A 25,704-nucleotide genomic window follows, 5' to 3' on the forward strand; every position below is an offset into this window, starting at 1 on the left:
GCCTCTCGTGCAAAGGGAAAAAGGCGCGTCACAACCGCTGGCTGAGCAGGGTCATGAAGCGCTGGATTTCGTCGGAGTTGTTGAGCAGGCCTGGCGCCGTGCGGATCACCGGGCCGACGTCGCGGTCCACCGCGTCGATCACCACGCGGTTCTTCTGCATGTAGGCCGCCACCCGATCACTGTCCTGGCCCTTGACCCGGAAGAAGGTAAAGCCGGCAGACAGTTCGGGGCTGCGCGGCGTGACCAGTTCGATCTGCGGGTGTGCCAGCAATTGCTCCTTGAGTTCGGCGTTCAGCCCATGGATGCGCGCCTGGACCGGCGCCTTGCCCAGTTGCAGGTGCAGCTTGAAGGCCTCATCCGCGGCCCAGCGATGCTCGAAGGCGTGATAGCCGCCGGGGGTCATGATGGTGGCGAAGTCCTTGTCTTCGGAGAAGGTCGGCACCATGGGCGTGACGTAGGTGTTTTCAGGGTTGCGCGCGCACACCAGCCCGGTACCCCGCGGACCGAACATCCATTTATGGGTACCGGCGATAAAGAAGTCGCAATGCATGTCGGGGAAGTCGAGGTTTTCCACGCCGAAACCATGCACACCATCCACCACATAGAGGAGGCGGTCCTTGTCGTCGCGGTTGCGGTTGTGCGCCGCCACCAGCTTGCCGATCTCGCCGATGGGCAGTTTTACGCCGCTGCCGGACTGTACCCAGGTCATGCCCAGCACGCGGGTGTTGGGTCGGATATTGCGCTGGATATTCCCCAGCACCTCATCGGCAGAGACCTGGCTGGCCCGCTCGAACAGCTTGATCCGGCGCACCTGGGTGCCTTCCTTGAGTACGCGAAAATCCAGCACGTTCTGGGTCGCGTAATGCTCATGCACGGTGGTGAGGATTTCCTGGTCCGGGCGCACCTTGATGCCGCCATAGATCATCGCCAGGCCTTCGGAGGTGCTGCCGGTCAGGGCGATCTGCGCCGGGGTGGCCTTGAGGTAGCGGCCGGCCCATTCGCGTACCTGGCCTTCGCGCTTCCAGGTTTCCTCCAGGTCCCAGTCCATGGCGAGCCCTGGGTTGCGGTCGATCTGGGCGCGGTAACGCTCGATAGCCTCGCGTACCGGCCTGGGGTGCGAGGCCACCAGGAAGTTGGAGAAGTGCAGGTAATCCGGGTCCTGGTTGAACAGCTGCTTGAACCCCGTCCATGGGTCATCCGTGGTGGTGGCAGCCAGTGCCTGCGGGATGAGTGCAGCGCCCAATGGCAGGCTGGCGGCGAATACCCCGGCCTGCTTGAGAAACGTACGGCGGTCAGTCATGGACTTGCTTCTAGGTGATTAGCGGTTGGCCAAGGGTCTGGCGGCTTTTTGTACCTGGTCCCACACCCGCAGGAAGTTGCCTCCCCACAGCTTGGCGATGTCGGCTTCGGAGTAGCCGCGCTGGATCAGTTCGGCGGTGACGTTGCGGATTTCGCCGACGTTGTTCCAGCCGTCGATACCGCCGCCGTCGTTGAAGTCCGAAGCGATGCCGACGTGATCGATCCCGATCTTGCGCACGGTGTAGTCGACGGCGTCGCCCCAGTCCTTGAGCGTGGCCTTGGGTTCTTCCTCAAGAATCCCGTACAGCCCTTGGGCGTACTGGCCGAACTTCTGCTCCGGCCATGCCGCGATGATCGCGTCCCCCGGCATCAGGGCCATGGCCAGGTTGGGCAGCGGCGGCAGGTCGAAACGCGCGCGCAGGGTGTTGAGCTTGTCCTGGGTCGGCTGGCTCAGGGGGCGTATGTAGGCCGGGAAGCCCACCACCTGCACCACGCCGCCGCTGTTCTTGATCAGTTGCAGTTCCTTGTCGCTGAGATTGCGCGGGATGTCCACCGACGCGCGCGGTGCCGAGTGGGACGCCACCATCGGCGTGCGACTCAGGTGCGCGACTTGCTCCAGGGCCTTGGTCGACATCTGCGACACGTCAATGATCACCCCCAGGTCATTGAGGCGCTGCACTGCTTGCTTGCCGATGTCCGACAGGCCTTCGAGGGCATCGACGGAATCATTGAAAAACGGCAGTGGGCGCGATGAGTCGGACCAGGTGTTATTGCCGATATAACTGAAGCCGAACATGCGCATGCCCCGGGCGGCCCACAGGTCCAGCTGGTTCAGGTCATTGCCCAGCGGGTAGGCGTTGAGCATGCTGATAAAGATCGCGAACTTGCCTTCGCCATGCAGGCGTCGAAAGTCATCCGGGGTATAGGCGATGCCGACTTGATTGGGAAAGTCACGCACCATGCCGGAGATGATCTTGTAGCGCACCTCCTGCTCGTGGCGGGCTTCCTCGACAAAGCCGTCAGTGGGCTTGTGCGGGGCGTTGGGGCCATTCCAGATTTCCGGCCAGCCGAAGATCGTCAGGGCTGCGCCGGACAAGCGACCGCGTGCCGCCTTGGCCAGGTCGAACTGGCCGCTGCCGTCCTTGTCCGCCTCGTTGCCGGCGGTGCCGAAGTCCATGGGCACGGTGATGTGGCTGTCGAACGACAGCAGGCGGTCCTGCAGTTCATTGGCCTGCTTGATCACGGCGAGCGGGTAGCCGGCATTGCCCTTGAACCAGTGATCCCAGGCCAGGAAGCCTGCGCCGGCACCGATGGCCAGTGCCAGCGGCACGCCGATGTACAGCGCCTTTTTCGAACGTGGTTTTGTCATTGCCATCTCAGTCAGTTGAGGCCTTCGCTATCAGGGAAGAACGAGTGGTGCGCGGGGAAATTTAGGCGGCACGGGCAGGGCGGTAAATTTCCCCGGCCTGCAAACGTTCTAGCTCTGATAAAGCCGTTTCCTAAGGTAGACAATGACCATCTCTCGACGTGGGTTCATCGCAGGCTTGGCGCTGACCGGCGCGGCTGTGCCGGCCGCTTTCTATGCCCATCGCGAGTTGACGCGCGAAGAAGAATTCCCCATCACCCCCGGCGAAGCCACCGTGGACCTGGCCGACACCGCCGGGCAGCATCTGGCCAACACCTTGCGCGGGGTGTGGCGCCTGCGCCTGGAAGGCCGCGATGCCGGCCTCAAGGGCCTGCCGCTGCAAGGCCTGGAACTGTTGCTCGACATCGCCCCCCGTGGCCGTGGCCTGCGCGGCTACCTGGACACCGCCGCCAACCTGCGCAGCGAAGGCGAACCGCGCTACCGCGTGCTGGGTGACCTGCTGACGGGCGAGGGCGCCTTGCTCTACTGGCGCCTGATCGACCGCGATGCCCTCGACGGCAGGCCCGCCTATGAGTTCAAGATGACCCTCGATGAAGTCTGGGCCGACTTCGCCAACGCCGGCAGCAGCACCCTCAGCGGGCACATCCTCGACCTGGATCGCCCCCTGGCCTTGACCGAACGTGACAACCGCTTTATCGCCCACAAACAGCTGTTTCCCGAAGCCCGCCAACGCATCGGCCTCAACCCGACCCTGCTGGCCTGGCTGATTGCCCCGGAGCACCGCCTGTTTCACCAGCTGTGGCACGCCACCCGTGACCAGTGGCACAAACTCTCCGAAGAAAAACGCGACGCCCTGCGCGGCATCGGCTGGCAACCCGGCCCGCGCGGCAAGGAGCGTGACGCCCGTGGCAAACACAAAGACCGCAACGGCTCGGGCATCGATTTCTTCTTCATGCACCGGCATATGCTCGGCACCGCGCGTTCCATGCAGGATCTGCCCTCGTGGCCCGTATTCCCCGAACCGCAACCGGCGCTGGAGCGCGACCGCCTAGGCTTCCTGCGTTACTTCGACAACCACGACGGCTTCGCGCTGCCGCCCACCTGGTCAGCCCCGGACGACAGCGAATACACCCAGTGGGTCAGCGACATCAAGGCCGCCGAGACCTACCACAGCAACTTCCAGGTCTGGGAATCGCAGTACCGCGACCCGCGCTACCTGGCCAGACTGACCTTGGGCCAGCTCGGCTCCGAAATGGAACTGGGCCTGCACGACTGGCTGCACATGCGCTGGGCCTCGGTGCCCCGCGACCCGTCCAACGGCGCGCCGGTCCCCCTGGCCCGCGACCCGGCAGACTTTGCCCCGCGCTGGTACGCGGCAGAAAACGACTTCCTCGGCGACCCGTTTTCATCCCATGTGAACCCGGTGTTCTGGCACTTCCACGGCTGGATCGACGACCGTATCGAGGACTGGTACCGAGCCCACGAACGCTTCAACCCCGGCGAAGTCAGGCGCCTGGACGTCAACGGCGTGGCCTGGTTCGCCCCGGGGCGTTGGGTCGAAGTCGACGACCCGTGGCTGGGCCCGGACACCCATGGCTGCAGCACCACCCCGGGGTTGCAGATGGGCAAGTCGATGGAGATGGACCCGGAGACCATGAAGCTCGCCTTGCGCATTACCTTTGGCGAGGACGAGCACCTGTTGCAGGGCCTGTTCAAGCGCGTGCCGCAGCGGCCTTGGTATGCGCGGCATTTGAAGGTGAAGGCGCGAGAGGCTTGAGCGCTTGGCGTGGCACGGCGCGGGTGCACTTGGCCAGCGCCCGCTGCACGTCCGCCAACAGGTCGGCAACGTCCTCAAGCCCCACCGATAAACGCACCAGGCCTTCGCTGATGCCGTGGTGCGCGCGTTCTTCAGGGGTGTAGGTGCTATGGGTCATGCTCGCCGGGTGCTGGGCCAGTGACTCGGCGTCGCCCAGGCTGACCGCGCGGGTGAACAGCTTGAGGGCATTCATGAAGCGTCGTCCGCTGTCGATCCCGCCCTTGAGTTCGAAGGCGATCATGCCGCCGGCCTGGCTCATCTGCCGCGCCGCCAATGCGTGTTGCGCGAAGCCGCGCAGCCCCGGATACGTCACCCACTCCACGGCGGGATGCGCCTGCAAGGCTTCGGCCACGGCCTGGGCGTTGCTGCAATGGCGGTCCATGCGCAGGGCCAACGTCTTGAGGCCGCGCATTAACAGCGAAGCGTCCTGGGGCGACATCACCGCGCCGGTCAAGTCCTTGAGGCCTTGCAGGCGAATGCGCTGGGCCAGGGCCTGGTTGCTCACGGCGATGCCGGCGGTGATGTCGCCATGGCCGCTGAGGTACTTGGTGGCCGAGTGCACCACCACATCGGCGCCCAGTTCCAGGGGCCGTTGCAGGTACGGCGTGCAGTAGGTGTTATCCACCACCACGGTCACGTTCGGCTGTTGATGGGCGAGGGCGGCCACGGCGGCGATGTCCACCAGTTGCAGGGTGGGGTTGGCCGGGGTTTCGCAGTAGATCATGCGCGTGGCGGGGCTGAGTGCCGCTTGCAGGGCCGCCAGGTCGGTGAGGTCCACGTGGCGCACCTTGATGCCGAATTCGCCGATACCGTGATGCAGCAGGGCGAAGGTGCAGCCGTAGAGCGTCTGGCTGACGATCACCTCATCGCCTGGGCGCAGCAGGGTCCAGAACGTCGCGGCAATCGCGCCCATGCCCGAACTGAACGCCACCGCCGCCTCGCCGTTTTCCAGGCTGGCCATGCGGGACTCCAGCAGCGCCAGGGTCGGGTTGGAAATGCGCGTATAGAAATGGCCGCCGGCCTCGCCGGCGAAACAGGCGGCGCCGTATTCGGCGGTGGGAAAGGCAAACGTGGCCGACAGGTAGATCGGCGGCACGAGTGCGCCGTGGTGGTCCTTGGGGTCGTAGCCGTGGTGGATGGCACGGGTGGAAAAGCCGAATGCATAGTGTTTAGTGTTCATGTCGGGCGCTCCTTATTTCCTACAATGCTATGCTTATAACCACGGCCGTATTTTCCAAACTTTGCCGACAAATCCCTTGTCCTGGGATGAAAACTCGCTAAAAACAATAAACAGAGGCACGTCATGCCCATCACGCTGGATCGCACCGACAAAGCGCTATTAAACGCCCTGCAGGGTAATGCCCGTTTAACCGTGGCCGAGCTGGCCGACCGCGTGTCCCTGACCACTTCACCGTGCTGGCGACGGGTCAGGAACCTGGAGGAAAGCGGGGTGATCAGCGGCTACCAGGCGATCCTCTCGCCCAAGGCGCTGGGGTATGGGGTGACGGCGTTTGTCAGCATCATGATGGAGAGCCACACCCAGGAAATCGCCCGGGCGTTCGAGCAACGCCTGTTGGATATTCCGGAAATCGTGGCCTGTCATAACGTGTCGGGACGCTATGACTTTTTGCTCGAGGTGGTGGCCAGGGACCTGGAGTCGTTCGGCGAGTTTGCGCGGGAGGTGTTGCAGACGCTGCCGTGCGTCAAGGAGATCTATTCGAGTTTTTCCTATAAGTCGGTGCGACCGTTGCGGGTAATTCCATTACCAGGTTGATCGCGCCATTGGTCACCTGTTCTTCCCCGTAATTGGCTATTTCTCCCCTACGGCCCGGTGGCTAACCTAGCCACCACTTCCCACCGTTCCGGAGTTCCCCATGCAAGCCCGTACCGATTTCTACACCGCTTCCCCAGACGCCATGAAAGCCATGCTCGCCCTGGAAGCCGCCGTCGGCAAACTGTCCATCGAACTGCCATTGCTGGAGCTGATCCGCCTGCGGGTCTCACAGATCAACGGCTGTGCCTTTTGCCTGGACATGCACACCGCCGATGCCCGCAAGGGTGGCGAGACCGAGCGTCGCCTGTACACCTTGTCGGCCTGGCGCGAAACGCCATTCTTCACCCCGCGTGAACGCGCGGCATTGGCCTGGGCCGAGAGCCTGACGCTGCTGAGCCAGACCCACGCCCCGGACTCAGACTTCACCGCGCTCGCCGCCGAGTTCAGCCCCCGGGAGCAAGTCGACCTGAGCGTGGCCATCGCCACCATCAACAGCTGGAACCGCCTCGCGGTAGGTTTCCGCAAGATGCCTGAATAAGGCGGTTGAAGACGGCTCTTTTGTGGTGAGCGGGCTTGTCCCGCGCTGGGCTGCGCAGCAGCCCCAAAACCAGGCGCAGAGGAGTGCCTGATATACCCCATTCGTCTTCATCAGGGGCGCTTCGCACCCCAATGCGGGCGGTGCGACGATTCGCAAGCCCGCTCGCCACAGCAGTAAGTGTCAGAAGTTCACCGAAGCACTCAGGCGCGCCGTCAGCGGCGCGCCCTGGAACAGATAGTCATCGCCCATGTACTCGCCCGCGTCGCGCCAGTAGCGCTTGTCGAACAGGTTGTCGACGCTCAGGCGGAACACCGTCTCGTAGCCGTCGACCCGGGTGGTGTAGCGGCTGCCGACGTTGACCACCGCGTAATCCCCCACCTCCACATTGCCGCTGCGATTGGCGTACTTCTTGGCGCTGTATTGCACGCCGCCGAGCACCGCCAGGCCATTGACCCACGGCAACGCATAATCGGCGTACACACTGGCGCGCAGCTTGGGCACGTTGATCGCCTGGTGGTCTTCGTATGCCGGTGTGCCGCTGCCGCTGACCCGTGCACGAATCGCCGCCACGCTGGTGGAAATCTGCAGGCGCTCGGTGGCCCAGCCGTTGGCCGACAGTTCCACGCCGGTGTTTTTCTGTTCGCCCTGCTGCACGTAGGTGAACTGGCCGGCGCCATCCGGCTTGGCGTACTGGTAGGCCTGGCGCGTCTGGAACACAGCGGCGGCGAAGCTGATGCGACGCCAGTCGTATTTCACCCCGGCCTCGATTTGCCGCGAGGTGGTCGGGGCCAGGGTTTCATCGGCGTTGCTGGCAAACCAGGGGGCGGTGCCGCCCAGGGACAGGCCTTTGCTGTAGCTGGTGTACAGCGAGATGTTTTCCACCGGTTTGTAGATCAACGATGCCTGGGGCAGGAACACGTATTGCTGGGTGTGGCGGGCCTGGTTGCCAGTGACGCCGTCGAAAGCTTTTTCATCCAGGCGCACTTCGCGGCCACCGAGGAGGGTTTGCCAGTGCTCGTTGAGGCGGATGCGGTCGGTGATGAACAGGCCATACTGGCGGCTGTCGAGGGTGCGATGGCTGTCGTTCAACGGCTTGTCGGTGGGCGTGAACGTCGGCGCGTCAGCGTCGATATTGGCCGTGCCGATGTACTCGTTGACGGACTTGCGCTTGTCGATCACCCGGCGAAACGCGCTGGTGCCGAAGGTCAGTTCATGGCCGATGCCTGCGGTGTCGAACAGGCCGGTCATCGCCGCCTGGACTTCATCGTCACGGCGGGTGTCATCGGGGCTGCGGTAGTCGTAGACGTCGTAGTTGCCTTCGGGCGTGAAGTGGTTGCCGACACCGTTGGTGTCGCCGCCCCAGGCAAACGAACTGTAGTCATCGATCACCACCTTGCTGCGCGCGGCGCTGACGCTGCCTTTCCACTGGTCGCTGAAGCGGTATTCGAACGTGCCGTTGAGGTTCAGCGAATCGATGCCGACCTGCCTGGAACCGCTCTGGTGGCCCAACAGTTTTTTCGGCGAGGCGTCGTGGGGCACCTCGGTGCCGCCCAGCAACTGGTAGCCCGGTACCGAGCGCTGTTGTTTGTTCTGGTATTCCGCGTCCAGTTGCAGCACCGCGTCGGGGCTGATGTTCCAGTCGAAGGCCAGGGACACGAAGTCGCGCTGGCCGTTGGCGTGCTCCACATAGGCATTGAGGTCTTCATGGGCGACGTTGGCCCGCAGGCCGAATTGCTGCTCGCTGCCAAACCAGCCACCCACATCGGTGGCGATATAGCCACTGCCGCGGTCATCGGTGGACACCGTCACCTGGCGCACGTCTTCCGGACGCTTGGTCACGTAGTTGATCACGCCGCTGGGCTCGGAAATCCCGCTCTGCAAACCGGCCAGGCCCTTGAGCACTTCCACATGCTGCTTGTTTTCCAGGGCGACGTTCTGCTCGCCGGTGATGGTGCGCCCGTTGATCTTGTAGCTGCTCGCCGCATTCAGCGAGAAACCGCGCACCACGAAATTTTCGTAGTAGCCGATGGGGGCGTAGCTATCGCCCACCGAAGCGTCGTTGCGCAGCACTTCACTGAGCAGGCGCGCTTGCTGGTCCTTGATCAGCGCCGCATTGATCACCGTGATCGAGGCAGGAGTGTCCAGCAGCGGCGCCTCGTTGAAGCCGCCGACCGAGGCGGTGTCTGCGCGATAGCCTGACGTGTCCTCGCCCTGGACTTGCAACGCCGGCAGCTCGAGTTGTGCCGCCCAACTGTTGCCGATCCCGCCGCTGAGCAGCAGGCCGAGGGCGAAACGTGTACTGACGACAGGACGAAAACGCAAAACCATGGGGGAGGGCCTTAAAGCGCAGGGCGGGGGGCGCATAAGCTAGGCATAACCGCCCGGTTTTACAAGTGAGACGTCCCGTCTCAGCCCGCCCACTGAATGACGTGCCTCTCGACAGCCTGCGTGCCCACCTGCGATAGACAGGACTTCTCTAACCCTTGCAGGAGATCATCATGGGTATCGCTGGAAAAGTTGCACTGGTGACCGGCGCCGGGCAGGGCATTGGTCGGGCCATCGCCCTGCGCCTGGCACAGGAAGGTGCCGACATCGCCCTGGTCGACATCAATGGCGCCAAGCTCGAAGCCGTGGCCGCCGAAGTCGTGGCCCTGGGGCGCAAGGCCTCGGTGTTTATCGCCGACGTGTCCAAGCGCGACCAGGTAGTGGCGGCGGTCGAACACGCACACCAGGCCCTCGGCGGCTTCGACATTATCGTCAACAACGCCGGGGTCGCGCAGATCGACGCGCTGCTGGACGTCAGCCCGGAACAGGTCGAGCGCACCCTGGGCATCAACGTGCAGGGCGTGTTGTGGGGTATCCAGGCTGCAGGCAGGAAATTCAAGGCGCTCAAGCAGAAGGGCAAGATCATCAATGCCTGTTCCATCGCCGGCCACGAAGGCTTCGCGCTGCTGGGCGTGTACTCGGCCACCAAGTTCGCCGTGCGCGCCTTGACCCAGGCGGCGGCCAAGGAACTGGCGAGCGCCGGGATCACGGTCAACGCTTATTGCCCGGGCGTAGTGGGCACCGACATGTGGGTGGAGATCGACAAGCGCATGGCCGAGATTACCGGCGCCGAAGTGGGTGCGACCTACAAGCAGTATGTGGATGGGATTGCCCTGGGCCGTGCGGAAACGCCGGAGGATGTGGCGGGGTTGGTGGCCTACCTGGCCGGGCCGGATGCGGATTACATGACCGGACAGGCGCCCTTGATCGACGGTGGGCTGGTTTATCGCTGATCTCCCAAGGCCGACGGTGTTAAATGTGGGAGGGGGCAAGCCCCTCCCACATGGGTGACCCTGTTGTGTCAGTGCTTGCCGGGCATGTCGATGCCCAACCGGTTGACTCGGCGGTACAGGGTGGCCCGGGAAATCCCCAGCGCCTGCGCCGTCGGCAACGGCTTCCAGCGATGCCGGATCAAGGCATCCAGTACCACTTGGCGTTCCGGGCTGACGCTGTGTTCGGCCAGCGTCTCGACCTGCTCCCCACGCACTTCCACCGGCAAGTCCGCCAGCTGAATCGTGCCGCCTTCACACACTGCACAGGCATACGCCAGCACATGGTGCAGCTGGCGCACATTGCCCGGCCAGGCATAGCCCAGCAGGCGTTCCAGCGCGGCCTGGCCGATGCCTACCGAGATGCCGCTGCCGCGCGCTTGCTGCTCCACCAGCCGGTTGATCAATGCCAGCTTGTCGCTGCGCTCGCGCAGCGGCGGCAGGCAGAAGCGTGCACAGCCGAGGCGGAAGTACAGGTCTTCGCGAAAGCGCCCGTCGCTGACCAGCACGGCCAGGTCGCGGTGGCTGGCGCAGATCACCTGAATGTCCACCGTGCGGGTCTTGGCCCCGCCCAGGGGCGCGACTTCACCCTCGGCCATCACCCGCAGCAGGCGCGTCTGCAACGCCAGCGGCATATCGCCGATTTCATCGAGGAACAGGGTGCCGCCATCGGCCTGCACCAACAGCCCCGGCATGCCTTTGCTGGAGGCACCGGTAAAGGCTCCGGCCACGTAGCCGAACAGCTCGCTTTCAATCAGGTTTTCGGGGATCGCCGCGCAGTTCACCGCGACAAAGGGGCCTGTTCGCCGGGCGCTGCGTTCGTGCAGTTGGCGGGCGAAAACTTCCTTGCCGGCGCCGGTTTCACCCTGCACCAGCACCGGCAGGTTGCGGTCCTTGACGCGCACGGCCAGGCGCAGGTGTTCTTCCACCCGTGGGTCGACCTGGGTGTGCGCAACGGGCCGTGCCGGTTTGCGGCGCGGGGCGTTGACCCGCACGTGCAGCACGCCAGGCTCGCCCAGCCATTGCAGATGTTGGGTCGATTGATCGGTGGCCGCGCGCAATGCATCCAGGTCGAACACCTCGCCGATATGCGCCGGCACCTGGCCGAAACGCCGGCGCAGTGCCTGGCGCGCCTTGCTGTTCAGCGCGTGCAGGCGCCCATCCTGGTCCCAGGCCAGCAGCAGGTCGGGCTGGCTGTCCACATAGCCCGGTGTGCTGTGGGCCTGGAGTACCCAGTGCTCGCGGGCGCTGTGCATGAAGAAGGCGTTTTCGATGGCCTGGGCACTCTGGGCCACCATCTGCCGCACCAGGTGCTGGCTGCGCCGGTCATCCGGGGATTTGAGCGCCGAGGCATCCATCACCCCCAGCAGGTTGCCCTGGGGGTCGAAGATCGGTGCGGCGGAGCAGGTCAAACTGATGAAGGCGGCGCGGAAGTGGTCGCGCTTGTGCACGGTCACTGCGGCTTTGCTGGTCAGCACCGTGGCCACGCCGCAGGTGCCTTCCTCGGCTTCCGACCAGCAGGTGCCGAGGTACAGGCCGGCTTTGCGGCAGTCGCTGCGAATGGTGCTGTCGACGCGGTGGTCGATGGTCTGGCCCTGGGCGTCGGTGAGCATCACGCAGTAGTCGGCGTGGCGCACCCGGTGGTGCAGTTGCCCGACTTCTTCGCCGGCGATGCGCATGAACAGCTCGGCGCGTTCGCGGCATTCCTTGAGCAAGGGTTCGGTAAGGATACGGGGCCCCTGCAGCGAGCCGGGGTCGAGGTGGTGTTGTTCCATGGAGCGCCGCCATGAATCGAAAATCAGCGACGGCACCGGCGCCTGGGGCAGGCGATCGGCATTGCGGACCACGCGACTGACGCAGTCGACGTGTTCCCTGGAGTTCGCGGCGAGCATAAGGCCTCCGGTTCTCGATCTTTGTTGTTATGCCCGCCATTAAGCGCCCGTGGGCGCGAGGGGACAAGGGCGACCTGACCAACAGCCCCGCGTGAGACGCAGCGTCTCATTTCGGCCGAGACGCCGCCTGCACAGTGCAATGCACCGTCTCATTCTGCACAGGCATACCGTCCCGGCACAACCGCACGGCACTGCTCTGGATCAAGGCTTTGCCAGGTTTCATCGCACCTTGGCACAGGCTGTGCTGAACCACTTGCAGCTGGCCGCAGCCAGCCTTTTGTGTGTCGAGACAACCTGGAGAACAACAAGATGTCCACCCACCTGTCCACCGATCAATTGCTGCATGCCTACACCGTGATGCGCACCATCCGTGATTTCGAAGAACGCCTGCATGTGGAATTCGCCACCGGCGAGATCCCCGGTTTCGTGCACCTGTATGCCGGCCAGGAAGCCAGCGCAGCCGGGGTCATGGCCCACCTCAACGATGAAGATTGCATCGCCTCCAACCACCGTGGCCATGGCCATTGCATCGCCAAGGGCGTGGATGTGTTCGGCATGATGGCCGAGATCTACGGCAAGAAAACCGGGGTGTGCGGCGGCAAGGGCGGCTCCATGCACATCGCCGACCAGGAGAAGGGCATGCTCGGCGCCAACGGCATTGTCGGGGCCGGTGCGCCGTTAGCGGCAGGTGCCGCGCTGGCCTCCAAGCTCAAGGGCAGCCAGGGCGTGGCGGTCGCATTTTTCGGCGACGGCGGCTCCAACGAGGGCGCGGTGTTCGAGGCGATGAACCTGGCGTCGATCATGAAACTGCCGTGCCTGTTCGTGGCCGAGAACAACGGCTATGCCGAGGCCACCGGTTCCGGCTGGTCGGTGGCGTGCAAGGACATTGCCGAGCGGGCGGTGGGCTTCGGCATGCCGGGGGTGATTGTCGATGGCAATGATTTCTTTGCCGTACACGCGGCGCTGGGCGTGGCGGTGGAGCGTGCACGCAAAGGCGACGGGCCGACCTTGGTGGAAGTCAAGCTGAGTCGCTTCTACGGCCACTTCGAAGGCGATGCACAAACCTATCGTGGCCCGGACGAGGTGAAGAACCTGCGCGAATCCCACGACTGCCTCGCACTGTTCCGCCAGCGCTGCAATGCCGAAGGCTGGCTCGATGCCGCGCAGTTCGAACGTATCGACGGTGAGGTCGCGCAGTTGATCGACGACGCCGTGCGCCTGGCCAAGTCCGATCCCAAGCCCCAGGCCGCCGACCTGCTCAGTGATGTCTACGTCGCCTACCGCTAATAACTACAAGACTCGGAGAGAATTTCATGGCTCGCAAAATCAGCTATCAGCAGGCAATCAACGAAGCCCTGGCCCAGGAAATGCGCCGGGACCAGAGCGTGTTCATTATCGGCCAGGATGTCTCCGGCGGCACCGGTTCCCCCGGCGAGCAGGACGCCTGGGGCGGTGTGCTCGGCGTGACCAAGGGCCTGTACCCTGAGTTTCCGGACCGGGTACTCGATGCGCCGTTGTCCGAAGTCGGCTACGTCGGCATGGCCGTCGGCGCCGCCACCCGTGGCATGCGCCCGGTGTGCGAATTGATGTTCGTCGACTTTATCGGCTGCTGCCTCGACCAGTTGCTCAACCAGGCCGCCAAGTTTCGCTACATGTTCGGCGGCAAGACCACCACGCCGCTGGTGGTGCGCGCCATGTACGGTGCCGGCCTGCGCGCCGCCGCCCAGCATTCGCAGATGCTCACCTCGATGTGGACGCACATTCCCGGGCTCAAGGTGGCGTGCCCGGCCACGCCCTATGACGCCAAGGGCATGCTGATCCAGGCGATCCGCGACAACGACCCGGTGATCTTCCTCGAACACAAGATGCTCTACAGCCTCCAAGGTGAGGTGCCGGAAGAGCTGTACACCGTGCCCTTCGGCGAAGCCAACTTTGTGCGCGAAGGCCGCGACGTGACCCTGGTGACCTACGGCCGCATGGTGCATATCGCCCTGGAAGCCGCGGCCAACCTGGCACGCCAGGGCATCGACTGCGAAGTGCTGGACCTGCGCACCACCAGCCCGCTGGACGAAGACAGCATCCTCGAGAGCGTGGAGAAAACCGGGCGCCTGGTGGTGATCGATGAGTCCAACCCGCGCTGTTCCATCGCCACCGACATCAGTGCGTTGGTAGCCCAGCAGGGCTTCTCGTTTCTGCGTGCGCCGATCGAGATGGTCACCGCGCCGCACACGCCGGTGCCGTTTTCCGATGCGCTGGAAGACCTGTACATCCCCAACGCCGCGAAGATCGAGGCCGCGGTGCTGAAGATCGCCGACAAGAGGAACGCCGCATGATCCATACCTTGACCATGCCCAAGTGGGGGCTGTCGATGACCGAAGGCCGCATCGACGTCTGGCTCAAGCAGCCCGGCGACCGGGTGGAGAAGGGCGAGGAAGTGCTGGACGTCGAGACCGACAAGATCTCCAGCAGCGTCGAGGCGCCGTTCAGCGGTGTGTTGCGCCGCGTGCTGGCGCTGAGCGACGAGACCTTGCCGGTGGGCGCGCTGCTGGGGGTCGTGGTGGAAGGTGAGGCCAGCGAGGCGGAGATCGATGCGGTGATCGAAAGCTTCAACGCCGGGTTCGTCTCAAGCAGCGCCGAAGCCGAAGCCACCGGGCCGAGTGCGCAGAAGGTCGAGGTGGGCGGGCGTTTGCTGCGCTATCTCGACCTGGGCGAGGGCGGCACGCCGCTGATGCTGGTGCATGGCTTTGGCGGCGACTTGAACAACTGGCTGTTCAACCAACCGGCCCTGGCCGCCGAGCGCCGGGTGATCGCCCTGGACCTGCCGGGGCATGGCGAGTCGGGCAAGCATCTGCAAACCGGTGACGCCGAAGAGCTGAGCCAGGCGGTGCTGGCCTTGCTCGATCACCTCAAGCTCGACCGCGTGCACCTGGCCGGGCATTCCATGGGCGGCTTGGTCAGCCTGACGGTCGCCCGTCAGGCTCCGGCGCGCGTTGCCTCGCTGACCCTGATCGCCAGCGCCGGGCTGGGGGCGGACATCAACGGCGATTATCTGCAAGGTTTCACCGAAGCCAACAACCGCAACGCGCTCAAGCCGCAACTGGTGCAACTGTTCAGCGACCCGGCGCTGGTGACGCGGCAGATGCTGGAGGACATGCTCAAGTTCAAGCGGTTGGAAGGGGTGGACCAGGCGCTTCGTCAGCTCAATGCCCAGTTGTTCGAGGGTGGGCGCCAGCGCCTGGATTTGCGCAACGTAGTGGGGGAGCAACCGAGCCTGGTGATCTGGGGCAGTGACGATGCAATCATCCCGGCCGACCATGCCCAGGGGCTGGAGGCCCAGGTGGAGATTCTGCCGGGGCAGGGGCATATGGTGCAGTTGGAGGCGGCGGAACGGGTTAACCAACTAATCTCAACCTTCCTGAAATCCCAGCCTTGAAATGCAATTCAATGTGGGAGGGGGCTTGCCCCCGATTGCGGTAGTTCAGATACAGAGATGTTGACTGAGCCATCGCCATCGGGGGCAAGCCCCCTCCCACATTTTCAGATGCATTTCAGATTGAGCGCTTCAGGGTTTCGCTGGGCAGTTCCTTGAACAACGCTCGATAGCTGTTGGAGAACCGCCCCAAATGCCAGAACGACCAGTTCATCGCCACCTCGGCCACGGTCGTTCCGGCACCGCTCAACAATTCCCGCCGTGCCCCGTTCAACCGGCGCAGGCGCAACCACTGCGCCGGGCTCATCCCGGTGTAGGTCTTGAACCCTTGCTGCAACTGGCGCAGCGGTACGCCGGCAATCCGCGCCAGTTCCAACAGGTTGACGGTTTCGTCCGGCGCATCCGCCGCCCACTCGCCTATGCGCGCCATCAAGCGGCGTTCTTCACTGCGCTTTTGCAATGAGCTTCGGTCCAGGCACACGCAGGCGTTGTCGAGGATGAACAGGCAGTCGTCGAGCAACTGCCGGGTGAGGGACACCGGGTCGATGTCCGTGGACAAGCGCGTCAGGGTGCCACTGAGCCAACGGCTGAACAGCGCGTTCTGCTGGCAGGCCAGCGGCGCCATGAACAGGCCTTCCAGTGTGGCCACGTCAAGGCCGTGGTGCTGCACGAACTGCGGGCCGAACACCACCGCCACTTCGCGGTAGTTTTCCGGGGTGATCCAGGTGTTGCGGCTTTCGCCATTGAGCAGATACAGCGCGTTGTCGCTGCCATCGAAACAGAACGCCAGCGCGCCCGGCGGTGCGTTGAAGTGCTGCTCCACACGGGTGTTCATGCTCTCTTCGTACACCTGCACACCGTGCAGGTCGAGGTAGCGGACGCGCCCGGCGAAATGCCCCGGGGACATCTGCTGGTATTGCTGCACCCAGCCGGGTGTCGCACGGCATTGGGTGGCCACATCAGCGGTGGTGAAGGCCTGTACGCGCAAAGCGGTTGCCTGGGTCATGGGGGATCCGTGCGCACTCTATTGGTGCGCTGTGGGGCGTGCAAAGTGGATAGATGGCCTGTGAAGGCTGGCCCAAGATAGACCTCAATGCGCCGCGAGTACAAGGCGGCGCAGCACCCACCCCATGACGAGGTCCTTATGAACGCCCCCTTCGATCAGCTGTACACCTGGCTGAAAGAACACAAGATTACCGAAGTCGAATGCGTGATCAGTGATTTGACTGGCATCGCACGCGGCAAGATTGCGCCCACCAACAAGTTCCTGCATGAGCGAGGCATGCGCCTGCCGGAAAGTGTGTTGCTGCAAACGGTAACCGGGGACTTTGTCGACGACGAGATCTACTACGACCTGCTGGACCCGGCCGATATCGATATGGTCTGCCGCCCGGTGGCCAACGCGACCTACGTGGTGCCGTGGGCCATCGAGCCTACCGCGATTGTGATCCACGACACCTTCGACAAGCATGGCAACCCCATCGAACTGTCGCCGCGCAACGTGCTGAAGAAAGTCCTGCAGCTCTACACCGACCGGGGCTGGCAGCCGATTGTCGCGCCGGAAATGGAGTTCTACCTGACCCAGCGCTGCGAAGACCCGGACCTGCCGCTGAAAACCCCGATTGGCCGCTCCGGCCGTGCGGAAACCGGGCGCCAGTCGTTCTCCATCGATGCGGCCAACGAGTTCGACCCGCTGTTCGAAGACGTCTACGACTGGTGCGAAGCCCAGGGCCTGGACCTCGATACGCTGATCCATGAAGACGGCCCGGCGCAGATGGAAATCAACTTCCGCCACGGCGATGCCCTCGACCTGGCCGACCAGATCACCGTGTTCAAGCGCACCCTGCGCGAAGCCGCGCTCAAGCACAATGTGGCCGCCACCTTCATGGCCAAGCCGGTGGCCGACGAGCCGGGCAGCGCCATGCACCTGCACCAGAGCGTGGTGGAGATCGCCACGGGCAAACCGGTGTTCGTCGACGCCGACGGCAACATGAGCCCGCTGTTCCTGCACCATATCGGCGGATTGCAGAAGTACATCCCCAAGCTGCTACCGATGTTCGCGCCCAACGTGAATTCGTTCCGCCGCTTCCTGCCGGACACGTCGGCGCCGGTCAATGTGGAGTGGGGCGAAGAAAACCGCACGGTCGGCCTGCGCGTGCCCACCTCGAGCCCGGATGCGATGCGCGTGGAAAACCGCCTGCCGGGCGCCGATGCCAATCCCTACCTGGCCATTGCCGCCAGCCTGCTGTGTGGCTACCTGGGGATGATCGAACAGATCGAACCCAGCGCCCCGGTAGAAGGCCGCGCCTATGAGCGCCGCAACCTGCGCCTGCCGTTCACCCTCGAAGACGCCCTGGCGCGGATGGAGGACTGCGACACGGTCAAGCAGTACCTGGGCGACAAGTTCGTGCGCGGCTACGTCGCGGTCAAGCGCGCCGAGCACGAGAATTTCAAGCGGGTGATCAGTTCCTGGGAGCGCGAGTTCCTGCTGTTGAGCGTCTAAAAAACACAAAAGGGGTGTCGATATGCGTCTTGTGAACAAGCTTCTTCCGCTGGCCCTGGTGGCCGCGTTCAGCGGTGCCGGCCAAGCCGCGCCGACGGTGAGCGTCTACAACTGGACCGACTACATCGGCGAGACCACCCTGGCGGATTTCCAGGCCAAAACCGGGATCAAGGTGATCTACGACGTGTTCGATTCCAACGAAACCCTGGAGGGCAAGTTGCTCGCCGGTCGCACCGGCTATGACGTGGTGGTGCCGTCGAACCACTTCCTGGCGCGCCAGGTAAAGGCCGGCGCGTTCCTCAAGCTCGACCGTTCGCAGTTACCCAACTTCAAGAACCTCGACCCCAAGCTGCTCAAGCTGCTGGAGAAAAACGACCCGGGCAATGCGCACTCGGTGCCGTACCTGTGGGGTACCAACGGCATCGGCTACAACGTCGACAAGGTCAAGCAGGTGTTGGGCATCGACCATATCGATTCATGGGCGGTGCTGTTCGAGCCGGAAAATCTCAAGAAGCTCAACCAGTGCGGCGTGGCCTTCCTCGACTCGGCGGATGAGCTGTTCCCGGCGATCCTCAACTACATGGGCAAGGACCCGCGCAGCGAGAACCCCGAGGACTACCAGCAGGCCGAGGCCAAGCTGTTGACGCTGCGGCCGTACATCACCTACTTCCATTCCTCCAAGTACATTTCGGACCTGGCCAACGGCGATATCTGCGTGGCGTTCGGCTATTCCGGCGATGTATTCCAGGCGGCCAACCGCGCCAAGGATGCCAGGAACGGCGTGAATATCGCCTACTCGATTCCCAAGGAAGGCTCCAACCTGTGGTTCGACCTGCTGGCGATCCCGGCCGATGCGAGTCACCCGAAAGAGGCCCATGCCTTCATTAACTACCTGCTCGACCCTGAAGTGATCGCCAAGGTCAGCGCCTCGGTCGGCTATGCCAATGCCAACCCGGCCGCCAAGGCCTTCATGGACCCTGAGCTGGTGAACAACCCCGAGGTGTACCCGTCCCAGGCCGTGCTCGACAAACTCTATATTTCCACCACGCCGACCCCGGCGACCATGCGCCTGATGACGCGCGCCTGGAGCAAAGTGAAGACCAACAAATGACCCCATCCAGCGACCACGCCCGTTCCTACTACCTTGCGTCGGCGAATGCCATGCCGGAGCGCCCGGCACTGGGCGCCGACCTGAGCGCCGATGTGTGTGTGATCGGCGCTGGTTTTACCGGGGTCAACACCGCTATCGAACTGGCCCAACGCGGGCTCTCGGTGATCCTGCTGGAGGCCCGGCGTATCGGCTGGGGCGCCAGCGGGCGCAACGGCGGGCAGTTGATTCGCGGGATCGGCCACGATGTGTCGGGGTTCGCCAAGTACGTGGGCGAGGAGGGCGTGCGTTACCTGGAACGGGCCGGGATCGAGTCGGTGGCCCTGGTGGGCGAGCGCATTCGCGAGCACGGGATCGACTGCGACTTGCGCTGGGGGTTTGCCGAGCTGGCCAACACCCCGGCACAGTTCGCTGCGTTCAAGGGCGAGCAGGACAGCCTGGCGCGCCTGGGTTATGTGCATGAAACCCGCCTGGTGGGGCCGCAGGACATCCGCGACGTGGTGGATTCGACGCAGTATGCCGGCGCCTTGGTGGACATGGGCTCCGGGCACCTGCACCCGCTGAACCTGGTGCTCGGCGAGGCGCAGGTGGCCGAGTCCCTTGGGGTGCGGATCTTTGAGCACACCGAAGTGCTGGAACTGATCCACGGCGACACGGTGCAGGTGCGTTGCGCTGGCGGCACGGTACGGGCCGCCAGCCTGGTACTGGCCTGCAATGCGCACCTGGAAGAACTGGAACCGCGCCTGAGCGGCAAGGTGCTGCCGGCGGGCAGCTACATCATCGCCACCGAGCCGCTGTCGGTTGCACAGGCCAATCAGTTGATCCCGCAGAACCTGGCGCTGTGCGACCAGAACGTCGGCCTGGATTACTACCGGTTGTCCGCCGACCGTCGCCTGTTGTTCGGCGGCGCCTGCCATTACTCGGGGCGCGATCCCAAAGACATCGCGGCCTATATGCAGCCCAAGATGCTCAAGGTGTTCCCGCAATTGGCCGACACCGCCATCGCGTTCCAGTGGGGCGGCAGGATCGGCATCACCGCCAATCGCTTCCCCCAGGTCGGGCGGCTCAAGCAATACCCGAATGTGTTCTACGCCCAGGGCTATTCCGGGCATGGGCTCAACGTGACCCACTGGTGCGCGCGGCTGCTGGCCGAAGGCATACACGGGGGCCACAGCCAGGGCCTGGATATTTTCAGCCAGGTGCCGCACATGACCTTTCCCGGCGGCAAGGCGTTGCGCTCGCCGCTGCTGGCGTTGGGAATGGCGTGGCATCGCTTGCGGGAATTGATGCATTGAAGTCCGGGGCGTGGCAGGCTGTGCACGACGTTTTCCTACGACTTTTGGAGATTTAGCGTGCCAACAGCATCTGCAGTGATTGAAATCCCGGTATCGGCCGAGACGGTCTGGCACTTGGTGGGTGGCTTCAACAGCCTGCCGGACTGGCTTCCGTTTATCGCCAAGAGCGAGCCTGGTGAAGGTGGCCGCGTGCGCCATCTGACGACCGCCGACGGCGGTGTGATCGTCGAGCGTTTGCAGACCTTCGATAACGTCGGGCGTACTTACAGCTACACCATTGAAGAGTCGCCGTTTCCGGTGAGTGCTTACCTGGCGACGTTGCAGGTTGAGGCGCTGACGGAGTCGTCGGCGAAGGTGACGTGGTCCGGTGTGTTTACCCCGGCGGCGGGTACCACGGAGGCGGCGGTGGAAGAGCTGTTTGCCGGCGTGTACAGCGGCGGGCTTGAGGCGCTGCGGGCCAACTTCCCGGCCTGATTCGATCTACCCGGCAACAAGGTATCTACACGACTTTCAGAGACTGGCGAATTCCCCTGTGGCGAGCGGGCTTGCCCTAATGCCCGTCAGTTAAGGCTTTTTGTAGGAGCGAGCAAGCTCGCTCCTACAGGATGCGATGTACGCTTACTGACTGGCATTTGGGCTTGCCCCCTCCCACAGTTTGACCTCACTGGCTTATGGATCAGGCTTCGGGCATCAGCTGCTGGCGACACTCCAGCACCAGGCGCGCGCCGCCTTGCTCGCTGGTGCCCACTTCCAGCTTGAACCCATGCAAGTTGATGATCGCGGCCACAATCGACAGGCCCAACCCAAACCCGCCTTGCTGGTCGCCTTCATCCACCCGATAAAAGCGCTGGAACACCGCATCGCGTTCCGCCGCCGGTATGCCGGGCCCGGAGTCGTGCACTTCGATGCGCGTGCTGCCGGCATCGTTGAGTCCCCGCAGGATCACTGCGCCGCCCGCTGGAGAGAACTTGATGGAGTTGCTCAGCAGGTTGGCCAGGGCTTCAAACAACAGGGCGCGGTCGCCGGTGATCCATGGCAGGGACTCGGGGACTTCTAGTCGCAACTGCAATTCGCCTTCCTCGGCCAGGGGCAGGTAGAAGTCATGCAACTCGCGCAGCAGCGGCAGCGGGTCCATCACCAGGAAACCGGAACGGCGCTGGTGGTCTTCCAGCTCAGAGATACGCAGCAGCCCGCGAAAGCGCGCCATCAGGGTGTCGGTCTCGGCGATGGCATCGTCCAGTTTCACCGCGTAGCCGGAGTCCTGCTCGGCCTCCTGGCGGATGCGGTAGAGCTGCGCGCGCAGGCGGGTCAATGGGGTGCGCAGGTCGTGGGCGATGTTGTCGCACACGCCCTTGACCTCGTTCATCAGTTTCTCGATGCGGTCGAGCATGGCGTTGACGATGGCCGCGAGCATGTCCAGTTCGTCACGCCGGTTGGACAGCGGCAAGCGGTGGGTGAGGTCGCCGGCGACGATGGCTTCGGCGCTGGCCTGGATCCCGCGGATCCGGCGCAGCGGGCGGCGGCGCAACAGATGCCAGCCGGCGGCGCCGGGGATAATGGTCAGGGACAGCGCCCACAGCAGGGCATGCCAGATGATCCGTGTCACACCGAACAGCGAGCCATTGGCGCGCACCAGTACCAGCCAGCGGCCGTCGTCGGTATGGCTGGCGACGGCGTCGCAGCTGTCCTTGGGCAGTTTGGGGTCGTCGGAGTCGACGCAATTGGCCAGGGTGTGGATCTTGCCGTCCAGCGGCAGGTCGGAGGGAATCGCGCGGATCGGCCCGCTCAAGGGGCGGAACTGCTCATCGAACAGGCCGTAGGCGTCCACGCCTTTCATGTCGAAGGTCATGCTGGTGGTCAACGCTTCCACCAGTTCTTCGCCGTCGAAGCGCTGGAACAGGTGCTGGCGTTGCATCAGCGAATGGCGCGACAGGTCACTCAGGTAACCCGAGACCTCGTAATACAGCACCCCCATGAGGATGCAGCTCCAGGCCACGAACAACGAACTGTAGAGCGCCAGCAAGCGGCTGCTGGATGAACGCCAGCCCTTAGAGGGGTTCAGCAATGACATAACCGGAACCTCGTACCGTGCGGATCAGCGGCGGGAGGCCCGGTGGATCGATTTTCTTGCGCAGGCGGCCGATGTGCACGTCGATCAGGTTGGTGCCCGGGTCGAAGTGATAACCCCAGACTTCCTCGAAGATCATCATCCGCGACAGGATCTGGCCGGTGTTGCGCATCAGGAATTCCAGCAGTTTGTATTCGGTGGGCAGCAGGCTCAGGGGCTGGTCGGCGCGGCTGGCTTCGCGGCTGATCAGGTTCAGTTCCAGGTCGGCCACGCGCAGGGCGGTTTCGAATTCCTTGACCGTGCTTTTGCGGCGCAGCAGCACTTCGACACGAGCGGCCATTTCGTCCGAGGCGAAAGGCTTGGTCAGGTAGTCATCACCGCCGGCGCGCAGGCCACGCACGCGCTCGTCGACGTCGGAGAGGGCACTGATCATCAGGATCGGCGTCGATACGCCGATGGTGCGCAGGGTGGTGACGATGGCCAGGCCATCGAGTTCCGGCAGCATGCGGTCGAGGGTGATCAGATCGTAATCACCACTCACGGCACGGACCAGGCCTTCGCGGCCGTTGTCCACCCAATCTACGTCCAGTCCATGGCTACTCAGCTCGGCGACGATCTCGCGGGCCGTTACGGCGTCATCCTCGATGGTCAAAATGCGGGTCATAGGATTACCTGGTGAGCGATTCACACTAGAAGTGAGGGCATTTTGCCAAGAAATGGCTGAACGCTTCCTAAATAAAACTTCATGTTGGCAAAACTGACACAACTTTCATGGCGAGTACCGGCCGGGGAGCAATCTCCTCCCCCAGGGAATGCATTACGCCCGCCTGCACCAGCCATTTCTTGCAAGTTGCATGGTTCAGGCAAGTTCAATTTACTTAACCTGTTGAAATTCAAAGGATTTAATTTTCAGCGCGACTGGCATGCTGCCTGCACTGTCCCTTTTGAGACTTGTAACACTATTTTTCCTGCCGGGAGCACCATAACAATGATCACATCGTCATCCACGCTGCAAGAGTCGAGCGCGCGCTCCGGGGTTTCCTGGGGGGCTATCTTTGCCGGGGCCGCTGCGGCGGCTGCGTTATCCCTGATTCTGGTATTGCTGGGCTTCGGCCTGGGTTTCTCGGCGGTGTCGCCGTGGGCCGACAGCGGCATCAGCGCCAAGGGGCTTGGCATTTCCACGATTGTCTGGCTGGCCTTTACCCAGATCGTCGCGTCCGGATTGGGTGGTTATATCGCCGGCCGGTTGCGGGTGAAGTGGGCCAATATGCATGGCGATGAGGTGTACTTTCGCGACACCGCCCATGGTTTCCTGGCCTGGGCCGTCGCCACGCTGATCACTGCCGTGCTGGTGGTCGGTTCGGTCAGCAGTGTCGTCACCGGCGGCGTGAAAGCCGGTGCCAGCGTGGCAGCCGGTGCGGCCAGCGGTATCACCCAGGCCGCAGGCAGCGCAGCCAAAGGCGCCAACGGTGGCGATTTTGACTACTACGTCGACAGCCTGTTTCGTGATGATCGCCCGGTTGCCGTCAGTGATGACGCTGCCCATGGCGTGGTTGCGCGCATTTTCACCCGCACCCTGAGCAATGACGGCCAACTCGCCGCTGAAGACCGTGCCTACCTGGCCCAGTTGATCAGCCAGCGCACCAACCTCAGCCAGGCCGATGCCGAAGCGCGTATCGACAAAGTCTACGGCGATGCGCGTAAAGCGGTGGAAGACGCCAAGCTCAAGGCCAAGCAAGCTGCAGAAACGGCCGCGAAAGTCGCCGCCTATACCTCGCTGTGGACCTTTGTCGCCCTGTTGATCGGCGCTTTCTTTGCCAGTTTCGCTGCAACCTTTGGTGGCCGTCGCCGCGATGCCGTGGTGTACGTCGAAACCGAAACCTACGTTCGTTAATTCAAGGAGAACACCATGCGCTCATTACTTCTGTGGTTCCTCGGCGTGCCGATCCCGGTGATCATCCTGATCGCAATTTTCATGCACTGATCCCGAGCTCAGCTCGGCCTGATGTGGGAGGGGACAAGTTCCTTCCCACATTTGGGTTTGTGGAGTGTCAGCCAGGTTGCTGCCAACAGTGCGCTGGCAACGGCGGTCATGATCACCAGCGGCTGCGACGTACCGTCGGACAGCAGCCCGGTGGCCCAACTGCTCACGGCAGTGAGGAACATCTGGGTAAAGAAGAACAACCCCGATGCGGTTCCAGCAATCGCACCGTACGGCTGCAACACCGACAGTTGGCACGCCGGAATCACCATCCCCACCGACACCATGATCACCACCATCGGCAGCACGATCGCCAGCCATTGCCCCGGCATGGCGGTAGTGGCCGCCGCAAGTATCACACTGCCCAGCACGTTCAAGCCGATAGCGGCATGGATCAAACGGTCCGGCTCGAAACGCCGCACCAGCCTGCGGAACAGGTTTGCGCCGAGCATGTAGCCGCTGATGGTGGCCGCGAACACCAGTGCATAGGCCGTGGCCGACAGGTGAAAACCCCGCTGCAGCAGCGCCGACGACTCACTGATAAACGGGAAATAGGTGCTGTACACACAGCCGATCGCCAGGGAATAGCGCAGGAAATAGCGGTCGCGCAGTAACTGGCCGTAGAGGCGCAGCAGGTTGCCCGGCGGCGCGGCAGCGACATCGGCCGGGCGGGTTTCGGGCAGGCGGCGATACACCACCAGGTAGAGCACTGCACCGATCACACCGAGCAGTACAAACAGGCCGCGCCAGTCGATGAAGGGCAACATCAGGCTGCCCAGCACCGGAGCGGCCATCGGGGACACGGCCATGGCCATGGAAATCAGGCCGAGCAGGCGTGCCTGTTCATCGCGGTCGAAATAATCGCGCACGATCACCCGGCCGATCACCGTGGTGCAGCATCCGCCCAGGGCCTGGAACAGGCGTGCGATGATCAGCACGGTGATGCTGTCGGCGAGGGCGCAGGCCACGGTAGCCAGCACGTACAGAAACAGCCCCGCCAGCAATACGGGACGGCGGCCGAAACGGTCGGTCAACGGGCCGCTGATCAGCAGGGAGATCGCTGAACCGAAGGTGTACAGCGTGAGGGTCAGTTGCAACTGGCTGTCGCTGGTCTGGAAGTAGTCGGCCATGGCGGGCAGGGCAGGCAGGTGCATGTCCAGGGTGATACGTGGCAGGCCGATCAGCACGGTCAGCAGTATCAGCCAGAACCACGGGGAGAGGGCGCGTTGCGTCATGGGAGGCTTCTGTGCAAGGAGTAGAGCCCGGACTCTAGCGGCTTTGTGGTTTAATCCTCAGGGCCGCTTGTGGCAAAAATGATTG

At 63.6% G+C, this 25,704-nt stretch carries 21 protein-coding genes; 12 read left to right on the forward strand and 9 right to left on the reverse strand.

Features of this window, described 5'->3' with window-relative positions; all coding sequences use genetic code 11:
- Positions 1-28: 28 nt before the first annotated feature.
- Positions 29-1,300, reverse strand: a complete 1,272-nt coding sequence (locus tag J1N02_RS26915; RefSeq protein ID WP_027606553.1) for an aminotransferase class V-fold PLP-dependent enzyme — start codon at positions 1,298-1,300, stop codon at positions 29-31.
- 18 nt (positions 1,301-1,318) lie between these two features.
- The gene (pvdM, locus tag J1N02_RS26920; RefSeq protein ID WP_027606552.1) at positions 1,319-2,668 is read right to left on the reverse strand and encodes a pyoverdine-tailoring dipeptidase-like protein PvdM; all 1,350 of its coding nucleotides are present in this window, start codon (positions 2,666-2,668) and stop codon (positions 1,319-1,321) included.
- 142 nt (positions 2,669-2,810) lie between these two features.
- Here pvdM and J1N02_RS26925 point away from each other — a divergent pair, with 142 nt between their 5' ends.
- Positions 2,811-4,442 (forward strand): PvdJ/PvdD/PvdP-like protein, encoded by a 1,632-nt coding sequence (locus J1N02_RS26925; RefSeq protein WP_421148022.1) that lies wholly within the window; start codon positions 2,811-2,813, stop codon positions 4,440-4,442.
- On the opposite strand, the gene J1N02_RS26930 is transcribed toward J1N02_RS26925, so the two are convergent.
- Positions 4,378-5,661: a methionine gamma-lyase gene (locus J1N02_RS26930; protein WP_421148023.1), complete on the reverse strand. Its 1,284-nt coding sequence runs from the start codon at positions 5,659-5,661 to the stop codon at positions 4,378-4,380. The genes J1N02_RS26925 and J1N02_RS26930 overlap by 65 nt on opposite strands.
- Before the next feature lie 123 nt (positions 5,662-5,784).
- On the opposite strand from J1N02_RS26930, the gene J1N02_RS26935 reads away from it, so the two are divergent.
- Positions 5,785-6,255, forward strand: a complete 471-nt coding sequence (locus tag J1N02_RS26935) for an Lrp/AsnC family transcriptional regulator (RefSeq protein WP_027606550.1) — start codon at positions 5,785-5,787, stop codon at positions 6,253-6,255.
- 100 nt (positions 6,256-6,355) lie between these two features.
- The gene (locus J1N02_RS26940) at positions 6,356-6,793 is read left to right on the forward strand and encodes a carboxymuconolactone decarboxylase family protein (RefSeq protein ID WP_027606549.1); all 438 of its coding nucleotides are present in this window, start codon (positions 6,356-6,358) and stop codon (positions 6,791-6,793) included.
- A gap of 180 nt (positions 6,794-6,973) precedes the next feature.
- On the opposite strand, the gene J1N02_RS26945 is transcribed toward J1N02_RS26940, so the two are convergent.
- A complete protein-coding gene (locus J1N02_RS26945) occupies positions 6,974-9,121 on the reverse strand; it encodes a TonB-dependent siderophore receptor (RefSeq protein WP_421148024.1) in 2,148 nt (715 codons plus the stop codon).
- Positions 9,122-9,291: 170 nt separating this feature from the next.
- Between J1N02_RS26945 and J1N02_RS26950 the strand changes: the two genes are divergently transcribed.
- The gene (locus J1N02_RS26950; RefSeq protein WP_098479738.1) at positions 9,292-10,071 is read left to right on the forward strand and encodes an acetoin reductase; all 780 of its coding nucleotides are present in this window, start codon (positions 9,292-9,294) and stop codon (positions 10,069-10,071) included.
- A gap of 68 nt (positions 10,072-10,139) precedes the next feature.
- On the opposite strand, the gene J1N02_RS26955 is transcribed toward J1N02_RS26950, so the two are convergent.
- Positions 10,140-11,999, reverse strand: coding sequence for a sigma-54-dependent Fis family transcriptional regulator (locus J1N02_RS26955; RefSeq protein WP_092357766.1), 1,860 nt, complete (start codon positions 11,997-11,999; stop codon positions 10,140-10,142).
- A 309-nt stretch (positions 12,000-12,308) separates the two neighbouring features.
- Between J1N02_RS26955 and J1N02_RS26960 the strand changes: the two genes are divergently transcribed.
- The 3 genes from J1N02_RS26960 to J1N02_RS26970 are packed head-to-tail and all read left to right on the forward strand — an operon-like array spanning position 12,309 to position 15,432.
- Positions 12,309-13,286, forward strand: coding sequence for a thiamine pyrophosphate-dependent dehydrogenase E1 component subunit alpha (locus tag J1N02_RS26960; RefSeq protein WP_065927960.1), 978 nt, complete (start codon positions 12,309-12,311; stop codon positions 13,284-13,286).
- 26 nt (positions 13,287-13,312) lie between these two features.
- Positions 13,313-14,332, forward strand: a complete 1,020-nt coding sequence (locus tag J1N02_RS26965; protein WP_419480704.1) for an alpha-ketoacid dehydrogenase subunit beta — start codon at positions 13,313-13,315, stop codon at positions 14,330-14,332.
- On the forward strand, positions 14,329-15,432 hold the full coding sequence (locus tag J1N02_RS26970) for an acetoin dehydrogenase dihydrolipoyllysine-residue acetyltransferase subunit (protein WP_421148025.1): 1,104 nt from the start codon (positions 14,329-14,331) through the stop codon (positions 15,430-15,432). Before J1N02_RS26965 ends, J1N02_RS26970 begins: the two co-directional genes overlap by 4 nt.
- Before the next feature lie 115 nt (positions 15,433-15,547).
- Here the strand turns inward: J1N02_RS26970 and J1N02_RS26975 are convergent, their stop codons facing one another.
- Positions 15,548-16,435: a helix-turn-helix domain-containing protein gene (locus J1N02_RS26975; protein WP_027606542.1), complete on the reverse strand. Its 888-nt coding sequence runs from the start codon at positions 16,433-16,435 to the stop codon at positions 15,548-15,550.
- A gap of 138 nt (positions 16,436-16,573) precedes the next feature.
- Here J1N02_RS26975 and J1N02_RS26980 point away from each other — a divergent pair, with 138 nt between their 5' ends.
- From J1N02_RS26980 to J1N02_RS26995, 4 genes are read left to right on the forward strand one after another with little or no spacing between them, the layout of a single operon-like run.
- Positions 16,574-17,932, forward strand: coding sequence for a glutamine synthetase family protein (locus tag J1N02_RS26980; protein WP_098480003.1), 1,359 nt, complete (start codon positions 16,574-16,576; stop codon positions 17,930-17,932).
- Between the two features lie 22 nt (positions 17,933-17,954).
- Positions 17,955-19,043, forward strand: a complete 1,089-nt coding sequence (locus J1N02_RS26985) for a polyamine ABC transporter substrate-binding protein (protein WP_169898255.1) — start codon at positions 17,955-17,957, stop codon at positions 19,041-19,043.
- Entirely contained in the window at positions 19,040-20,335 is a 1,296-nt protein-coding gene (locus J1N02_RS26990) for an NAD(P)/FAD-dependent oxidoreductase (RefSeq protein WP_421148026.1), read from the forward strand. Before J1N02_RS26985 ends, J1N02_RS26990 begins: the two co-directional genes overlap by 4 nt.
- 57 nt (positions 20,336-20,392) lie before the next feature.
- Positions 20,393-20,809, forward strand: a complete 417-nt coding sequence (locus J1N02_RS26995) for an SRPBCC family protein (RefSeq protein ID WP_065941167.1) — start codon at positions 20,393-20,395, stop codon at positions 20,807-20,809.
- Between the two features lie 202 nt (positions 20,810-21,011).
- Here the strand turns inward: J1N02_RS26995 and J1N02_RS27000 are convergent, their stop codons facing one another.
- Together J1N02_RS27000 and J1N02_RS27005 are read right to left on the reverse strand one after the other, a co-directional pair.
- Positions 21,012-22,406 (reverse strand): sensor histidine kinase, encoded by a 1,395-nt coding sequence (locus tag J1N02_RS27000; protein ID WP_027606537.1) that lies wholly within the window; start codon positions 22,404-22,406, stop codon positions 21,012-21,014.
- Positions 22,384-23,067: a response regulator transcription factor gene (locus tag J1N02_RS27005; RefSeq protein WP_027606536.1), complete on the reverse strand. Its 684-nt coding sequence runs from the start codon at positions 23,065-23,067 to the stop codon at positions 22,384-22,386. The genes J1N02_RS27000 and J1N02_RS27005 overlap by 23 nt, the downstream gene beginning before the upstream one ends.
- A gap of 324 nt (positions 23,068-23,391) precedes the next feature.
- Between J1N02_RS27005 and J1N02_RS27010 the strand changes: the two genes are divergently transcribed.
- Positions 23,392-24,297, forward strand: coding sequence for a hypothetical protein (locus J1N02_RS27010; RefSeq protein ID WP_098479734.1), 906 nt, complete (start codon positions 23,392-23,394; stop codon positions 24,295-24,297).
- A 98-nt stretch (positions 24,298-24,395) separates the two neighbouring features.
- On the opposite strand, the gene J1N02_RS27015 is transcribed toward J1N02_RS27010, so the two are convergent.
- On the reverse strand, positions 24,396-25,619 hold the full coding sequence (locus J1N02_RS27015) for a multidrug effflux MFS transporter (RefSeq protein ID WP_169898253.1): 1,224 nt from the start codon (positions 25,617-25,619) through the stop codon (positions 24,396-24,398).
- Between the last annotated feature and the right edge of the window lie 85 nt (positions 25,620-25,704).

This window comes from Pseudomonas sp. NFX5 (genome assembly GCF_049132125.1).
GTDB lineage: Bacteria > Pseudomonadota > Gammaproteobacteria > Pseudomonadales > Pseudomonadaceae > Aquipseudomonas > Aquipseudomonas marginalis.

Excerpts from the sequence above, each read along its gene's own strand:
- J1N02_RS26970 (WP_421148025.1), top strand. The coding sequence starts at position 14,329 with ATGATCCATACCTTGACCATGCCCAAGTGGGGGCTGTCGATGACCGAA.
- J1N02_RS26935 (WP_027606550.1), top strand. The coding sequence starts at position 5,785 with ATGCCCATCACGCTGGATCGCACCGACAAAGCGCTATTAAACGCCCTG.
- J1N02_RS27015 (WP_169898253.1), bottom strand. The coding sequence starts at position 25,619 with ATGACGCAACGCGCCCTCTCCCCGTGGTTCTGGCTGATACTGCTGACC.
- J1N02_RS26950 (WP_098479738.1), top strand. The coding sequence starts at position 9,292 with ATGGGTATCGCTGGAAAAGTTGCACTGGTGACCGGCGCCGGGCAGGGC.
- J1N02_RS26965 (WP_419480704.1), top strand. The coding sequence starts at position 13,313 with ATGGCTCGCAAAATCAGCTATCAGCAGGCAATCAACGAAGCCCTGGCC.
- J1N02_RS26975 (WP_027606542.1), bottom strand. The coding sequence starts at position 16,435 with ATGACCCAGGCAACCGCTTTGCGCGTACAGGCCTTCACCACCGCTGAT.
- J1N02_RS26980 (WP_098480003.1), top strand. The coding sequence starts at position 16,574 with ATGAACGCCCCCTTCGATCAGCTGTACACCTGGCTGAAAGAACACAAG.
- J1N02_RS26930 (WP_421148023.1), bottom strand. The coding sequence starts at position 5,661 with ATGAACACTAAACACTATGCATTCGGCTTTTCCACCCGTGCCATCCAC.
- J1N02_RS26960 (WP_065927960.1), top strand. The coding sequence starts at position 12,309 with ATGTCCACCCACCTGTCCACCGATCAATTGCTGCATGCCTACACCGTG.
- J1N02_RS26945 (WP_421148024.1), bottom strand. The coding sequence starts at position 9,121 with ATGGTTTTGCGTTTTCGTCCTGTCGTCAGTACACGTTTCGCCCTCGGC.
- J1N02_RS27010 (WP_098479734.1), top strand. The coding sequence starts at position 23,392 with ATGATCACATCGTCATCCACGCTGCAAGAGTCGAGCGCGCGCTCCGGG.
- pvdM (WP_027606552.1), bottom strand. The coding sequence starts at position 2,668 with ATGACAAAACCACGTTCGAAAAAGGCGCTGTACATCGGCGTGCCGCTG.
- J1N02_RS26990 (WP_421148026.1), top strand. The coding sequence starts at position 19,040 with ATGACCCCATCCAGCGACCACGCCCGTTCCTACTACCTTGCGTCGGCG.
- J1N02_RS27005 (WP_027606536.1), bottom strand. The coding sequence starts at position 23,067 with ATGACCCGCATTTTGACCATCGAGGATGACGCCGTAACGGCCCGCGAG.
- J1N02_RS26925 (WP_421148022.1), top strand. The coding sequence starts at position 2,811 with ATGACCATCTCTCGACGTGGGTTCATCGCAGGCTTGGCGCTGACCGGC.
- J1N02_RS26955 (WP_092357766.1), bottom strand. The coding sequence starts at position 11,999 with ATGCTCGCCGCGAACTCCAGGGAACACGTCGACTGCGTCAGTCGCGTG.
- J1N02_RS27000 (WP_027606537.1), bottom strand. The coding sequence starts at position 22,406 with ATGTCATTGCTGAACCCCTCTAAGGGCTGGCGTTCATCCAGCAGCCGC.
- J1N02_RS26915 (WP_027606553.1), bottom strand. The coding sequence starts at position 1,300 with ATGACTGACCGCCGTACGTTTCTCAAGCAGGCCGGGGTATTCGCCGCC.
- J1N02_RS26985 (WP_169898255.1), top strand. The coding sequence starts at position 17,955 with ATGCGTCTTGTGAACAAGCTTCTTCCGCTGGCCCTGGTGGCCGCGTTC.
- J1N02_RS26940 (WP_027606549.1), top strand. The coding sequence starts at position 6,356 with ATGCAAGCCCGTACCGATTTCTACACCGCTTCCCCAGACGCCATGAAA.